General features: G+C 60.0%; 16 protein-coding genes. 10 read left to right on the top strand and 6 right to left on the bottom strand.

Annotated features, from left to right (window positions below; translation table 11 throughout):
- Nucleotides 1-97 precede the first annotated feature (97 nt).
- Together AC1D06_RS38995 and AC1D06_RS38990 are read left to right on the top strand one after the other, a co-directional pair.
- On the top strand, nt 98-1,507 hold the full coding sequence (locus AC1D06_RS38995; protein ID WP_477990924.1) for a D-alanyl-D-alanine carboxypeptidase: 1,410 nt from the start codon (nt 98-100) through the stop codon (nt 1,505-1,507).
- Nucleotides 1,508-1,608: 101 nt separating this feature from the next.
- Nucleotides 1,609-1,875: a hypothetical protein gene (locus AC1D06_RS38990; RefSeq protein ID WP_477990922.1), complete on the top strand. Its 267-nt coding sequence runs from the start codon at nt 1,609-1,611 to the stop codon at nt 1,873-1,875.
- Between the two features lie 4 nt (nt 1,876-1,879).
- Here the strand turns inward: AC1D06_RS38990 and AC1D06_RS38985 are convergent, their stop codons facing one another.
- Both AC1D06_RS38985 and AC1D06_RS38980 read right to left on the bottom strand, forming a co-directional pair.
- Entirely contained in the window at nt 1,880-2,314 is a 435-nt protein-coding gene (locus AC1D06_RS38985; protein WP_477990921.1) for a DUF1489 family protein, read from the bottom strand.
- A gap of 52 nt (nt 2,315-2,366) precedes the next feature.
- Nucleotides 2,367-3,764, bottom strand: a complete 1,398-nt coding sequence (locus tag AC1D06_RS38980) for an L-serine ammonia-lyase (protein ID WP_477990920.1) — start codon at nt 3,762-3,764, stop codon at nt 2,367-2,369.
- 152 nt (nt 3,765-3,916) lie between these two features.
- On the opposite strand from AC1D06_RS38980, the gene AC1D06_RS38975 reads away from it, so the two are divergent.
- Genes AC1D06_RS38975 through AC1D06_RS38960 form a run of 4 tightly spaced genes read left to right on the top strand, consistent with a single transcriptional unit; the run spans nt 3,917 to nt 6,723 of the window.
- Complete coding sequence (locus AC1D06_RS38975; protein ID WP_477990919.1) at nt 3,917-4,609, top strand: DUF599 domain-containing protein; 693 nt, start codon at nt 3,917-3,919, stop codon at nt 4,607-4,609.
- Between the two features lie 20 nt (nt 4,610-4,629).
- A complete protein-coding gene (locus AC1D06_RS38970) occupies nt 4,630-5,640 on the top strand; it encodes a heparan-alpha-glucosaminide N-acetyltransferase (RefSeq protein WP_477990923.1) in 1,011 nt (336 codons plus the stop codon).
- A 21-nt stretch (nt 5,641-5,661) separates the two neighbouring features.
- Nucleotides 5,662-6,135, top strand: a complete 474-nt coding sequence (locus AC1D06_RS38965; RefSeq protein ID WP_477990918.1) for a methyltransferase family protein — start codon at nt 5,662-5,664, stop codon at nt 6,133-6,135.
- 27 nt (nt 6,136-6,162) lie between these two features.
- Nucleotides 6,163-6,723: a hypothetical protein gene (locus AC1D06_RS38960; RefSeq protein WP_477990917.1), complete on the top strand. Its 561-nt coding sequence runs from the start codon at nt 6,163-6,165 to the stop codon at nt 6,721-6,723.
- Between the two features lie 31 nt (nt 6,724-6,754).
- Here the strand turns inward: AC1D06_RS38960 and AC1D06_RS38955 are convergent, their stop codons facing one another.
- Nucleotides 6,755-7,141 carry a MerR family transcriptional regulator gene (locus AC1D06_RS38955; RefSeq protein ID WP_477883512.1) on the bottom strand — a complete coding sequence of 129 codons (387 nt, stop codon included), beginning with the start codon at nt 7,139-7,141 and terminating at the stop codon, nt 6,755-6,757.
- A 64-nt stretch (nt 7,142-7,205) separates the two neighbouring features.
- The gene (mgtE, locus tag AC1D06_RS38950; protein WP_477990916.1) at nt 7,206-8,639 is read right to left on the bottom strand and encodes a magnesium transporter; all 1,434 of its coding nucleotides are present in this window, start codon (nt 8,637-8,639) and stop codon (nt 7,206-7,208) included.
- Nucleotides 8,640-9,021: 382 nt separating this feature from the next.
- Here mgtE and AC1D06_RS38945 point away from each other — a divergent pair, with 382 nt between their 5' ends.
- Genes AC1D06_RS38945 through AC1D06_RS38935 form a run of 3 tightly spaced genes read left to right on the top strand, consistent with a single transcriptional unit; the run spans nt 9,022 to nt 11,516 of the window.
- Nucleotides 9,022-9,534 (top strand): Spy/CpxP family protein refolding chaperone, encoded by a 513-nt coding sequence (locus AC1D06_RS38945; protein WP_477990915.1) that lies wholly within the window; start codon nt 9,022-9,024, stop codon nt 9,532-9,534.
- A 24-nt stretch (nt 9,535-9,558) separates the two neighbouring features.
- Entirely contained in the window at nt 9,559-10,263 is a 705-nt protein-coding gene (locus tag AC1D06_RS38940) for a response regulator (protein WP_477990914.1), read from the top strand.
- On the top strand, nt 10,260-11,516 hold the full coding sequence (locus AC1D06_RS38935) for a sensor histidine kinase (protein ID WP_477990913.1): 1,257 nt from the start codon (nt 10,260-10,262) through the stop codon (nt 11,514-11,516). The genes AC1D06_RS38940 and AC1D06_RS38935 overlap by 4 nt, the downstream gene beginning before the upstream one ends.
- Here the strand turns inward: AC1D06_RS38935 and AC1D06_RS38930 are convergent.
- Together AC1D06_RS38930 and AC1D06_RS38925 are read right to left on the bottom strand one after the other, a co-directional pair.
- Complete coding sequence (locus AC1D06_RS38930) at nt 11,499-12,203, bottom strand: hypothetical protein (RefSeq protein ID WP_477990912.1); 705 nt, start codon at nt 12,201-12,203, stop codon at nt 11,499-11,501. The genes AC1D06_RS38935 and AC1D06_RS38930 overlap by 18 nt on opposite strands.
- A gap of 94 nt (nt 12,204-12,297) precedes the next feature.
- Nucleotides 12,298-13,236: a DMT family transporter gene (locus AC1D06_RS38925; RefSeq protein ID WP_477990911.1), complete on the bottom strand. Its 939-nt coding sequence runs from the start codon at nt 13,234-13,236 to the stop codon at nt 12,298-12,300.
- Between the two features lie 166 nt (nt 13,237-13,402).
- Between AC1D06_RS38925 and AC1D06_RS38920 the strand changes: the two genes are divergently transcribed.
- A partial coding sequence (locus AC1D06_RS38920) for an alcohol dehydrogenase catalytic domain-containing protein (RefSeq protein ID WP_225115349.1) occupies nt 13,403-13,602 on the top strand: 200 nt, incomplete at its 3' end.

The following is a 13,602-nucleotide window of genomic DNA, read 5'->3' as shown; positions in this document are numbered from 1 at the left end:
GGTTCTGGCAGTGTCGCTGGGATTCGGGCTGGCCTCTGAAGCAAACGCATCGGCGCGGCCGGCGGCTATCGTCGTCGATGCCAAGACCGGCAAGGTGATGTACCAGGAGGATCCGGACGGCCTGCGTTATCCGGCCTCGCTGACCAAGATGATGACGCTTTATCTCGTCTTCGAAGCCTTGGAGACGGGCCGGATTTCGCTCAATACAAGGGTTCCGGTTTCCGACCATGCCGCCAACCAGGCGCCGTCCAAGCTCGGCGTCCGGGCTGGTGGATATTTTACCGTCGAACAGGGCATCCTGGCGATCGTGACGCGCTCGGCCAATGACTGCGCCACCGCCTTCGCCGAATTCCTCGGCGGCAGTGAACCGCGCTTTGGCAAGATGATGACCGCCAAGGCCCGCAGCCTCGGCATGAACCGGACGGTCTACTATAATGCCAATGGCCTGCCCGATCCGCGCCAGGTGACGACCGCCCGCGATCAGGCCCGTCTCGGCGTTGCGCTGCGTAAGCACTTTCCGGAATATTTCGGCTATTTCTCCACCCGCATGTTCCATTACGGCCGGCAGAACATTCCAAGCCACAACCGCCTGGTTGGCGCCGTTCCTGGCGTCGACGGTATCAAGACCGGTTATACCCGCGCCGCCGGATTCAATCTGGTGACGTCTGCCCAGCTCAACGGCCGCTCGGTCGTCGGCGTGGTGCTCGGCGGCACTTCGACGCCGCAGCGCGACAGCAAGATGCGCCGCCTCATCGAAGCCTATCTGCCGCAGGCCTCGCGCCGCGGCGAAGATGACACCTTCGTCTCCATGCGCTCGAAGAATTCCGTCGAGACGGCTTTCGCCGAACAGACCAAGGACGAACCGGCCGAGAAGGCTGCCGAAGTCGCCACGGCCGACAGTGATGTCGATCTGCCCCACAAGGGCCCTATGCCGGAGACGCGTTACACCGCCGACGATCAGACCTCAGCTGACCAGACGACGGACGATCAGGCTTCCAACGATCAGGCTTCCAACGATCAGGCATCCAACGATCAGGGCGATAGCGACGATCAGGAAGTGGCGTCCACCGACACGTCGAGTGACAATGATGCCGGCAACATGGTGCCCGTTGTGCGTGCCAAGACAATCCGCATGTCGAGCAAGAAAGTCGCTCAGATCGATGCACCCGTTCCCGCGGAAGACCTGACCCGTTCGATGCCGAAGCTTGAACCGAAGACGGAGCAGAAGGTCGATACCGTGACCACCGCCTCCACCAAGTCCGAGCCTGCTCAGAAGGGCTGGGTGATCCAGGTCGGCGCAGCCCCTGGCAAGGAAGAGGCGATGGGTCTGTTGCAGAAGGCGCAGGATAAGGGCGGACGGCTGCTGCGCTCCGCCACGCCGTTCACCGTCGCCTACAATTCCATGTATCGCGCCCGTTTCGGTGGCTTCCGCGACCAGGATGAAGCGGTCAATGCCTGCAAGGCGCTGAAGCGCCGCGGTGTCAGTTGCTGGGCAAGCCTGCAGTAACAAAGATAGGGGTGGCCGTGTTCAAGGCCACCTTCTGAAATCCGGCTGACAAGCAGCCGGGTCCCGTCGAAACCTCGATTTGTTTGGTGTACGAGGCAGATATGGCGCAGAATGGAAATTCCAAGGATTTTCCCACCGAGGGCCAGAAGCGCCCGACCAAAGGGATGGGCTTGCTGCCGCTTCACGAAGCGGCGATGCGCCTCGCCGGCATGGGGCTCGATCGCTCGCATGCCAAGACCCGCGACCTTGTCGCCATGCTGCTCGGCCATGGCGCCCGCGCCTGGCGCGGCAGCCAGCCGCTCGCAGAACTCCACCTGCATGTGACGACGCCACGAGGTAAATATCCGGTCCGACTCAGGCTGCGCTAAACCTTCAAAGCAGTCCCAGTTCCGCCAGCTCGCGCTTCAAATCCGCCGGCATGTCGGTCTTCTCGCCTTCGCCGAACAAGTCGGCGGGCACATCCTTGGCTTCGAGATAACGCCAGCCCTGGAAAGGCCGCTTCGGCTGCGGCATGGTCTCGATCACTTCCGGGCCGAGGATCAGCTTGCAGCGGCCGATGCCGTCGGCATCGGTGAATTCCTCGATGTCGAGCAGCTTCTGCCGCGCAGAAAGCTGGCCCTTGATCACCCAGTAGAGCGAGCCGCCTTCGAGCAGGTCGGCCTGCCGTTTCGGCACCATGCGGGTGATGTGATAGGAATGCGGCTCACGGCCCTCGGCGATTGCCTTCAGGCAGCGTTCCGCCACCCATTCCCTGAGGTCCTCGATGGACTCGGCGCCGACGCACAGTTTGATAAGATGAAGTGCCATGGCCTTTTCATCCGCCAATGCGCCGACGCCGTCAATTCGGAAATCGAGGATATCAACACTCGACGACATTGACGGCGAGACCGCCGGTGGAGGTTTCCTTGTATTTCTCGCTCATGTCATTGCCGGTCTGGCGCATGGTCTCGATACAGGCGTCGAGCGGCACGAAATGCTGGCCGTCGCCCTTGAGCGCCAGTGACGCAGCGGTGACCGCCTTGACGGCGCCCAGCGCATTGCGCTCGATGCAGGGCACCTGCACAAGGCCGGCGACCGGATCGCAGGTCATGCCAAGATGGTGTTCGAGCGCGATTTCGGCGGCATTCTCGACCTGTTCGGGCGAAGCGCCCATCACAGCCGCAAGACCGGCGGCCGCCATCGCCGCCGCAGAGCCCACCTCGCCCTGACAGCCGACCTCGGCACCGGAGATCGAGGCATTGTGCTTGATGATGCCACCTACCGCCGCCGCCGTCAGCAAGTAGTCGCGGATGCCGTCCTGGTCCCAGTCTTCATGGAAATGCTGGTAATAGCGGATCGTCGCCGGAATGACGCCGGCGGCGCCATTGGTCGGGGCCGTGACGATGCGGCCGCCGCCGGCATTTTCCTCGTTGACCGCCATGGCGTAGACGGAGAGCCAGTCATTGGCGAGCAGCGGATTGACCTTATTCGAACGCCATTCTTCCTGTAGCTTGTCATGGATCTGCTTGGCGCGGCGCCGCACCTTCAATCCGCCTGGCATGATGCCATCGACGGCAAGCCCGCGATCGATGCAGGAGCGCATCGCATTCCAGACCTTGTCGAGCTTTTCGTTCAGAGCCTCGCGGCTCATCGTCACCTCTTCATTGGCCCGTTTCATCTGGGCGATCGTCAAGCCCGAGCGCGCCGCCATGTCAAGCATCTGCTTGGCGCTGGCGAAGGGATAGGGCACCTTCTGGGCTTCTGCCTTCCTGGCGTTGCGCATCTTTTCCAGCTCGAGATCTGTGACCACGAAGCCGCCGCCGATCGAATAGTAGACCTGCTTGAGCAGAAGCCGCCCTGCCCCGTCGAAAGCCTGGAACATCATGCCGTTGGCATGGCCCGCAAGCGGCGTCTTTTTGTCCAGCGCGAGATCTTCCTTCGGCTGGAAATGATAGGCCGGGTGGCCGGGCGGTATGATCTGGCCGGTGCGTTGCACATCCGCCACCATTTCGTCCATCTTGTCAGGATCGATCGTATCGGCCTTGGCGCCGGTCAGGCCCAGGATCACCGCTCTGTCCGAGCCGTGGCCGATACCGGTATAGGCGAGCGAGCCATGCAGGCTGGCCTTGATCGCCGCCACCTTGGCGCCGGCCGGCCGCGGCCAATCGGGCGACAGGATCAGGTCGAGAAACATGTTCGCCGCCGTCATTGGCCCCATCGTATGCGAACTCGACGGGCCAATACCGATCTTGAAGACGTCGAACACCGAAAGAAACATTGGCTACCACCTTGCTGCCGAAATCGGGAATGTCGCAAACTAATCTAGTTCGCTGCGTGCCGCGCGTCGGACTTCCGCCAGCGGCTGGCATCCGCGCGACATGATTCCCTGCGAAACTTTCATATAGGCGCGAATCCGTGCAAGGAGAAGGCATGACCATCATTGACTATATCGCCGTGCTTTTCTTCGTCGGTTCGTGGGCGCTGTTCACCTGGGTTTCAGGCGCGGAGCGCCGGTTCGGGCGGATCAGCCTCACCCGCGCCATGGCGATCCACCGCGCCAACTGGATCAGGACGTCGCTGACCCGCGATCTCAAGATGATCGACACGGCGATCATGGCCGGACTACAGAACGGCACGGCCTTCTTCGGCTCAGCATCACTCATTGCTCTCGGCACGTCTTTCGCGCTGCTCGGTGCCACCGATCAGGCCGAGGCATTGTTCCATGACTGGCCGATGCTTTTCCACAGCAGCCGCACTGCTTTCGAAATCAAGGTCGGCGGCTTGTCGGCCATCTTCGCCTATTCCTTCTTCAAGTTCGGCTGGTCCTACCGTCTGTTCAACTATTGCTCGATCCTGTTCGGCAGCACGCCGATGTACAGCGAGGCGATCAAGGATACGCATGCCGCCAACCTTGCGGCCGAGCGGGTGATAGCCATGAACATCATCGCCGCCAAGCATTTCAACGCCGGTCTCAGGGCGCTTTTCCTGTCGATCGGCTATCTGGGCTGGTTTGTGAACGCATATTTGTTTATGGCGATGACCGTTTTCGTGCTCTTCGTGCTGGTGCGCCGRCAATTCTTTTCGGAGGCGCGACAAACGCTCCTGAAAGGCCTGGAAGAGTGACGTCTACCGTAGAACAGAACATGCCGGACGAGGCCGCCGCCCCGGTCGTCCGCTCCCAGCGTTTCCAGTGGCTCGACAGCCTGCGCGGTTTCGCCCTCATCTGCATGGCGAGCTACCATTTCACGTGGGATCTTGCGGCATTCGGTTATCTCGAGCCGGACTTTCCCGCTGTCGGCTGGCCGAAAATCTACGCGAGAACGATCGCTTCGACCTTTCTTTTCCTGGCCGGCTTTTCGCTGGTGCTTGCCCACGGCAATGGCATAAAATGGGCGAGCTTCTGGAAGCGTTTCGGTTGGGTCGCCGGTGCCGCGGTGGCAATAGTGTCGGCGATAACGTTCGCCGGGTCGGTTATCTTCAACATTCACGAGGCACTGATCTATTTCGGCATCTTGCACGAGATTGCGCTGGCGAGCCTCATCGGGCTTCTGTTCCTGCGTGTCCCATGGCCGGTGATTGTCGTCGCAGGCGCTGTATTCGTCATCGTTGCGAACAATGCCTATCTGCAGGAACATCTCCAGTTCGAATTTTTCGATGCTCCCTGGTTCTGGTGGCTCGGATTGAGCGCTCATCCGCGCGCTTCCTTCGATTTCGTGCCGATATTCCCATGGCTCGGCCCATTCCTGTTCGGTATGGCGGCGGCGCGTATCGGTCCGCTGATGAACTTGCTAAGACAAAATTCCGTGGGGATAAATTCCGCACGCCTCAGTAAAACGCCTTTGGCCTTCCTTGGCCGCCACAGTCTCATCTTCTATCTCGTCCATCAGCCGACTCTCATTGCGGGTCTCTATTTGTTTTCGCTGGTCGTGCCAGCTCCGGTTGTGACACCGGAGGTAAAATACCTCAGAGATGAATGTCAGCCGAGCTGCGTTGCAGAGCGGGATGCCAATTTCTGCACTAAATTTTGCAGCTGTACGCTCAAGGGCCTGCAACAGAGCAAGTTGCTTGCGCCATACCAGTCTGGCGCAATCTCCACAGACGACTATGAACGCCTGAAAGACATCGCGAGTGAATGCACAAGATTGTCCGAGTAGCGGCACTTATAGGTTGGACGTATGAACGCATATCGCATCAGGCCGGTGAAATATCCCTGGCCCGCATTCTTCTATATCGCAGCCATCGCGTTTGCGCTGGGTATTCAAGGCGTCATGCCGCTGCATCTGCCGGACGAGCGGCTTATGTTGCTGAGAGGGATGGGCGGAGTAGTGATTTTGCTCGGCTTATACCTGGTCGTCTGGGCGTCGATCATGCTGTTCCGCAACCGCACCTCGGTGCTGTCGAACCGGACCGCAGCACGGCTGGTGATCCGCGGCCCGTTCCGCTACACGCGCAATCCGATCTATCTCGGCTATACGGTGCTGACGATGGGTGCGGGAATCTATGCTGACAATCTCTGGATCATCTTTGCATCTCTCGCCGCCGCCGCGGCCACGCATCTCTACGTCATCCGTAAGGAAGAAATGCACCTGCTTGCCCGTTTCGGCTACGAATTCGAGCGCTATTGCCGCCGGACAAGGGTTTGGATCTGAAATTCCGAAAATATTGGCAGATYGTCGGTGAACAAGACGCGACTTGTAAAATTCAGCTCCGGCGAGGGCCTCGCGGGACAGGAATATGACTACGGAAACGTTTTTGCCGTCGGCGAGGCAGGCGCAGTCACTCGGCTTGCCATCGGGCCGAGCACCGACCAGATCGCAGTGATGTTACGGCTGGCAGAAGCCTGGGGCGGAGACTATTACCTGCTCTACATCCTGCTGCTTTCGCGTGGCGAGAAAGAGGATGGGCGGTATCAATCCCCCTTGCTGTCCTTTGAACAAGTCAGCCGCTTCTGCTCGATTTTTAGCGGCTTTCTTGAAACCGACGGTCGCCACCATTTCTGGATCGCATCGATCGACAGGAGAGGCCTGCTTGTCTACGACCAGCACAACATAATATGGGCCTATGGCGATCTGGAGACCTACACCCGGATCCTGACCGAGTCAGGTTTCAAGCCCGGCGTGGTCGACGTGCCTTTTCCGCATAGTCATCATTTTCATGTAGAAAACGACGATTGCGTCCGGCAAGTCCTGGACAACCGGGCTTGGCAGCATTCTCCGCTGCAGCCGGGAGACTACTAAATCGTCCGCAAGGGCGACAAGCCGGCAAGCGCTAAGTCGAAACACCAATCTCCGCCAACCGATTGAGGCACTGTTCCTCGATCGTATCCAGCTCCTCGATCGTCTCGTCGATGTCCTTGCGCTTCTGCCTGAGTTCGTCGCGCTTGTCGACGACCTTGGTCATGATCAGCTTCAACTGCCCGACTTCACCCGGCGGCTCATCGTAAACCGAAACGATCTCGCGGATTTCGGCAATGGTGAAGCCGATGCGGCGGCCGCGCAGGATCTGGGCGATCAGGTGCCGGTCCGCAGGCCGATAGAGCCGTGTGCGGCCACGCCGCTCCGGATGGATCAGGCCTTCGTCTTCGTAGAACCGCAGCGTCCGGGTCGAGATGTCGAACTCGCGCGTCAGTTCGGTGATGCTGTAATATTTGTTCACGGTCGCCTGCCACGGTGTCGTAGCGGCATTGTATTGACATTGACGTAAAAGTCAATTTTCAGGGTCAGACCCTTAGGCCGAACCACCATGTGGCGATGCCGAGCAGCGACATGAAGCCGGTCATGTCGGTCACCGTGGTGACGAACACCGCCGACGACACGGCCGGGTCGGCTCCAACCCGTTCGAGGATCATCGGGATGATGATGCCGGCAATGGCGGCGGCGATCATGTTGATCATCATGGCCGACATGATGATACCGGCAATATCCCAGTCGTGGAACCAGAGCCGTGCCACCACGCCGATCAATAAGCCGAAGATAAGGCCGTTGATGATGCCGACGACGAACTCCCTGCGGATGATGCGGCCGGCATTGTGGATGTCGAGGCTTTTGGTCGCCAGCGCGCGGACGGTGATCGTCAGCGTCTGCGTGCCGGCATTGCCGCCCATGCCGGCAACGATGGGCATGAGCACGGCCAGCGCCACGATCTTCTCGATCGTCGCCTCGAAATAGGAGACGACCGAAGCCGCCAGGAAGGCGGTCAGCAGGTTGACGATCAACCAGGGCACGCGCAGCTTCGAGGTGACGGCGATCGTGTCCGACAGTTCTTCGTCGCCGACGCCGCCCATGCGCAAAAGGTCTTCTTCGACCTCTTCCTGGATGACATCGACCACGTCGTCGATGGTCAGCACACCGACCAGCCGGCCGTTCTCGTCGATGACCGGTGTCGACAGAAGGTCATATTGCTGGAAAAGTTGCGCCGCCTCTTCCTGGTCCATGTCGGCCGGCACGGGATGGTTCGTCTCGCGCATGATGTCCTCGACCTTGACGCCGCGCCGCGTGCGCAGGATCTTGTCGAGGTCGACGACGCCGACCAGCTTGAAGGTCGGGTCGATGACGAAAATCTGGGTAAAGCTTTCCGGCAGATCCTCGTCATCACGGAGATAATCGATGCACTGGCCGACAGTCCAGAATGGCGGCACGGCGACGAATTCCGACTGCATGCGCCGGCCAGCCGAGCTTTCAGGGTAGTCCAGTGCACGACGCAGCCGCACCCGCTCGGTGAACGGCAGCTTGGCCAGGATCTCTTCCTGGTCCTCCTTGTCGAGGTCTTCGAGAATGTAGACGGCGTCGTCCGAATCGAGTTCGCCGATCGCGGCGGCGATTTCGTCATTCGGAATCTGCTCGACGATTTCCAGGCGCACCGCCTCGTCGACCTCGGTCAGAGCCGCGAGGTCGAAATCGTCGCCGAGAAGATGGATGAGTTGGATACGCTGATCCGGCAGCAATGCCTCGAGCAAATCGCCGAGTTCGGAAATATGCAGCTGCCCGACATTGCGTTGGAGGTAGAGGACGTCCTTTTCGGCGATGGCAGTGCCGACCTGGCTCAGGAAATCCTGCCGGATGGAGGCCCCGTCCTCGGTATAGATGTCGGAGAGGTCGGCGCTCTCTTCCAGTGTCGGGGCATCCATCACGTCGTCTTCGCTATCGTTTGCCATAGCCAAGTCCCCTGTCCTGGAATGTCTTGCCCTAAGGTGAGCCACATCGCGGTGGTCTCTCATTTGGGCGTGGTTACATGAGCGGTTTTCTCTTTCCGGCCGATTGCTCTTGCCGTCCCGGTGCTAGACGAAAACGCCGCCCCGGTCCACTGAAAAAGACGTCTAACAGAGATTCTTTTCGAAAGCATAAATGAAGCAAAATCAAGCCGGTGGCCAATGATGTTCACACAACCTGACACCCCTTCGCCAAGCGTGTTTACGAGAGCACCGAAAGCCCGGCCGGACTTTACACTTCGACACAAACGGGAAAAAACCGCGAAACAGAGCGCGTCTAATTTGGCCTCATCAACCGCTTCGCTGATGAAGCAGAAAGGACGATGAAATGACCGACGAACAGTTCTACGAAGTCATGCAGCCGAAGAAGCCGAAATGGGGCCGCAGGCTGGTGATCGGTGGCGTCGCAGCCGTGGTGGTGATCGGCGCCGGCGTCGYCGCCTTCGCTGCTGGCGAAGGCCCCGGCCATTGGCGCGGCAAGCTGATGCAGGGTTTCATGGAATACCGCATGGAGCAGGCTTTGACCGACGCCGGCGCCAACCAGACGCAGAAGGATCAGATCAAGAAGATCTTCGAAACTACGATGGACCAGGTCCGTCCGAGCAAGGATGACCGCAAGGCGATGCGCGAAGAGGTCGTCAAGATCCTGGAAGCGCCGACCATCGACCGCAACGCCATCGAGCAGCTGCGCGTCAAGCATGTCACTGAGATGGAAGGGCGTTCGAAAACCATTGCCAAGGCTGTCGGCGATGCGGCAGAAGTTCTCACCCCCGACCAACGCAAGAAGCTGGTCGACGAATGGGGCCAGATGATGCCCGGCCCGGACATGGACCACGATTGATCCCGACGGCGTGAAGGAGTGCACATGGCGACAGAGCTATTGATCATCGACGACGATACGCGTCTCTCCGTCATGCTTGCCGACTATCTGACTTCGGCCGGATTTTTGGTCCGGACGGCGGCGACCGGCAATGCCGGCCTCCAGGACATTGCCCGCCGCCCTCCGGATGCCGTGATCCTCGATGTCATGCTGCCGGATCTCGAGGGGTTTGAGATCTGTCGGCGCATCCGCGCCGGTTCCAGTCTTCCGGTTCTCATGCTGACCGCCCGCGGCGATGAGACTGACCGTATTGTAGGACTGGAAATCGGCGCGGATGACTATCTGCCCAAACCGTTCAGCCCGCGCGAACTTCTCGCGCGTCTCAAGGCAATCCTCCGCCGCAGCCAGGCGACCCAGGTGGAAAATCCTGTCCTGCGCTTCGGACGGCTGGAGATCGACCGCAGCCGCCGCGTTGTCGAACTCGACGGCGTCGAATGCGGCCTCACTGGCTACCAGTTCGAACTGCTGCTGGCGCTGGCCGAGAATGCCGGCCGGGTGCTGTCGCGCGAACGCTTGATGGAACTCATCAAGGGCGACGAGCTTGAAGCCTTCGACCGTTCGATAGACGTCCACATTTCCCGCATCCGCGCAGCCATCGAAGCTGACCCGAAACATCCGCGCCGCATCCTGACGCTGCGTGGCGCGGGCTATATCTTCGCCCGCAACCAGGATGAAGGCAGCCGCGCATGATTGGCAGCCGGCTCTATATCAAGATCTATCTCACCGTCATCGGCAGCCTGGCGCTTGTCGTCGCCATGCTGACACTGCTTGCCATGATGGGCCGGCTCGACACCAAGGGGCCGTTCGAAGAGCGGATAGATCGCTTTGCGACGGTCATGCTGGGCGAGGACAGCAATCCTGCCGACCGGCAACGTATGCTCGACCGACTGTCGCGCGCGCTCGATGCCGACATAGCGATTTTCGGCCCGGATGGCCGTTTCTTGCAAGGCGCTGGCAACAAGATCCCCTCGCCCGACGATGATGAGGGGCTGGCGGGCATGCATCGCCGCTTCCGTGCCTTCAACGCCACGCTGGCGGACGGCACACGGCTGGTCGCCTATGTCCGACGCGCCTTCGAACCGCCGCGCCACAACATCATCATATCGCTGCTGATCGTGGCTGCGACCGTCGGTATCGCCGCCTTTCCGGTCGTCTGGAACCTCACCCGCAGGCTCGACAAGCTGCGCATCAGCATGCAGGCCTGGGGCGATGGCGCACTGTCGGCGAGAGCGCCGGTCCGCGGCCGCGACGAGATCGCCGCTGTGGCCCTGGAGTTCAATCACGCAGCCGACCGCGTCGAGGCGTTGGTCACCTCGCAAAAGGCGCTGCTTGCCAATGCCAGCCACGAATTGCGCTCGCCCTTGGCGCGGCTGCGCATGGCCACCGAAATGTTCGAACTCAGCCAGAACGAGGCGACGAAGAAGGAAATCATCCGCAACCTCGCTGAACTCGATGAACTCGTCGAGGAGATCCTGCTGAAGAGCCGGCTCGGCAGTGACCAGCCCCTGCCGCTCGACCAGACCGTGGACCTGCTGGCGCTCGCCGCCGAGGAAGCCGCTGCAACCGGCGCCGAAGCCGAGGGCGCAAGTACGCACGTGCAGGGCAATGAAAAACTGCTGCGGCGGGCGATCCGCAATCTCCTGCAGAATGCTGCGCGCCATGGTGCTCTGCCGATCAGCATCAATATCGCGCAGCAAGGCGAAGTGGCATTGATCAGAGTGCGTGACCATGGCGACGGATTGAAACCGGAAGAGATGACACGCGTCTTCGAGCCGTTTTTCCGTCCCGAGGGCCGTAGCGAATCCGGTGGTGGCTGGGGCCTAGGTCTCGCTTTGGTGGCGGAGATCGCCCGCCTGCACGGCGGCCGCGCCTATGCGGTCAAGCCGGATGGAACAGGCGCGTATTTCATCATCGAAATCAAGATGTCAGGCGGCCTCGTCTAGCGTGGCATCCTCTGCCAGCATCTGCAGCCACGGCATCGCGGTCGCATGGCCTTCCGGCGTACGCACCGACAGCGAGCGCATCAAAACCTTCCAGGACGGATCGTTGACCTTACCTGTGACCACGGCATCGATCCGATCGAGCATGGAGACTTCCGCCTTGCTCAAAACCATCTTGCCGGCAAACAGCGAACCGCGCAGGATGCGATAGATGAATTCGATATCCTGCGGCGCGATGCCCGATCGCTTGACGATCCGGCTTTGCGCATAGGCGCCCTGCCCGCCCCGCAGCGCCAATTGCAACTGCCCAAGCACGAAGCAAGACAGGATGTCGGGCACTGCCGAGGCCATTTCCATGGCATGAAGCACGACTTCCAGCTCCGCGATGCTGCGAACCACGCCATCGGGCGCAAGCAAGGCGATCAGCCATTCGGCATTCAATTCGTCCAGCGAATATCGGGGATAGCAATGCACGACGATATAGGCGGCCATCGTCTCGATGAACCAGATATCCCATTCAGGGCACTTATCTGCGGCACAGCGATGCAGCGCCAGCAATTGCTCCGCATCATCAGCCGAGATCAGGCCCATGGGGAACATATGCTTGCGTAAAACAAGAATGTCATCGGCTGTGAACCGATGTTTGCCGGCGATGGCAGAGGCCGGATAACGCCATGTAAAATTTGACATTTTTCAACTCCGACTTCATCATGAAGCCAGATACAATATTGTCCCGGACCTGTTAATCCCGCCCCAAGGAAAGCAGTAAACGGGCAATGAATTGTTATTGACTAATCTGCGACATTTCGGTGGACGGCCGCTTTCGTTCACGCCAGATGATGTAGAGCCCGGAACCGACGATGATCGCCACGCCGAGCCATTTGGCAGCGGAAGGAAAATCGCCGAAAACCAGCAGGCCAAGCGCGGTGGCGGAGATGATCTCGAAATACTGAAACGGCGCAAGGATGGACAAGGGCGCAAGCCGGAAGGCATGTACGACCAGCAGGTGGCCATAGCCCGAGAGCCCACCCAGAATGATGAGAATGGCAAGCGTGAACAAGGATGTTGGCAGACCCGGCGCGAAATCGCCATTGCCCAGCCAATGACCGGCCAGCAATGCCAAGCCCATGAAAACCGTGCCGCCGAGGCCGGATAGGGTTTGCATCGTCAGTGGCGGATCGGCATCGCCGATGGCGCGGTTGAGAAACAGATAAATCGCGTAGAGAAAGGCGCAGACGACCGGCAGCAAGGCCTTGACGCCAAAAATCGCAAAACTCGGCTGGATGACGATCATCGCTCCGCCGAAACCGATAAGAATGGCCATCCAGCGCCGCCAGCCGACTGTTTCGCCAAGGAATAGCGCCGACATTGCCGTCAGAATGAACGGTTCGACGAAATAGATGGCGAACACATCGGCGAGCGGCATGTATTTGACCGAGGTGAAGAACAACAGCGTCGCCGCCGCATGCAGCGCACCGCGCAACAAATTCATCCATGGGCGCTTGGCGCGAAAGGCGCCCTTGCCCGAGACCGTGACAAGCAGCGGCAGGGTCAGCACCATCTGGAAGAAGAAGCGGTAAAATGTCACCTGTCCAGGCGACATGGCCTGGAAATTGGCCATGTATTTGGCGATCGCATCCATGCAGGGCAGCAGGAGCATTGCGAATGCCATGATCATCAAGCCGCGGATCATATGCGGATGGGCGGAATGGGAATGAGGCATGGCTTCTGTCTATTGGTGATCACGTCCTTTAACCAGAGATCGACGACCGATGCCATAGGTAGAATCTTGATCCCGCGTCGATCCACGCCGCAGTTTGCTATTGAACCGACGAATAGCAGCATGCCATTGTCCGTTCATCAAAAGACTAAGCGAGGAGGGATTCCCAATGGACGTACGTGCCGCCGTGGCCACGCAGGCCGGCAAACCGCTCGAAATCATGACCGTGCAGCTCGAAGGCCCCAAGGCCGGCGAAGTGCTGGTCGAGGTCAAGGCGACCGGCATCTGCCATACCGACGATTTCACGCTCTCCGGTGCCGATCCGGAAGGCCTGTTCCCCGCCATTCTCGGCCATGAGGGCGCCGGCAT

It is taken from the genome of Rhizobium sp. P2_G2 (genome assembly GCF_056403555.1).
The sequence above is the reverse complement of the archived record's forward strand: the minus strand, read 5'-3'. Positions and strand labels throughout refer to the sequence as shown.

Bases quoted from the DNA above. Each gene is read 5' to 3' on its own strand.
- AC1D06_RS38995 (WP_477990924.1), top strand. From the start codon at position 98: ATGTACCAGGAGGATCCGGACGGCCTGCGTTATCCGGCCTCGCTGACC.
- AC1D06_RS38990 (WP_477990922.1), top strand. From the start codon at position 1,609: ATGGCGCAGAATGGAAATTCCAAGGATTTTCCCACCGAGGGCCAGAAG.
- AC1D06_RS38985 (WP_477990921.1), bottom strand. From the start codon at position 2,314: ATGGCACTTCATCTTATCAAACTGTGCGTCGGCGCCGAGTCCATCGAG.
- AC1D06_RS38980 (WP_477990920.1), bottom strand. From the start codon at position 3,764: ATGTTTCTTTCGGTGTTCGACGTCTTCAAGATCGGTATTGGCCCGTCG.
- AC1D06_RS38970 (WP_477990923.1), top strand. From the start codon at position 4,630: ATGCCGGACGAGGCCGCCGCCCCGGTCGTCCGCTCCCAGCGTTTCCAG.
- AC1D06_RS38965 (WP_477990918.1), top strand. From the start codon at position 5,662: ATGAACGCATATCGCATCAGGCCGGTGAAATATCCCTGGCCCGCATTC.
- mgtE (WP_477990916.1), bottom strand. From the start codon at position 8,639: ATGGCAAACGATAGCGAAGACGACGTGATGGATGCCCCGACACTGGAA.
- AC1D06_RS38940 (WP_477990914.1), top strand. From the start codon at position 9,559: ATGGCGACAGAGCTATTGATCATCGACGACGATACGCGTCTCTCCGTC.
- AC1D06_RS38935 (WP_477990913.1), top strand. From the start codon at position 10,260: ATGATTGGCAGCCGGCTCTATATCAAGATCTATCTCACCGTCATCGGC.
- AC1D06_RS38930 (WP_477990912.1), bottom strand. From the start codon at position 12,203: ATGTCAAATTTTACATGGCGTTATCCGGCCTCTGCCATCGCCGGCAAA.
- AC1D06_RS38925 (WP_477990911.1), bottom strand. From the start codon at position 13,236: ATGCCTCATTCCCATTCCGCCCATCCGCATATGATCCGCGGCTTGATG.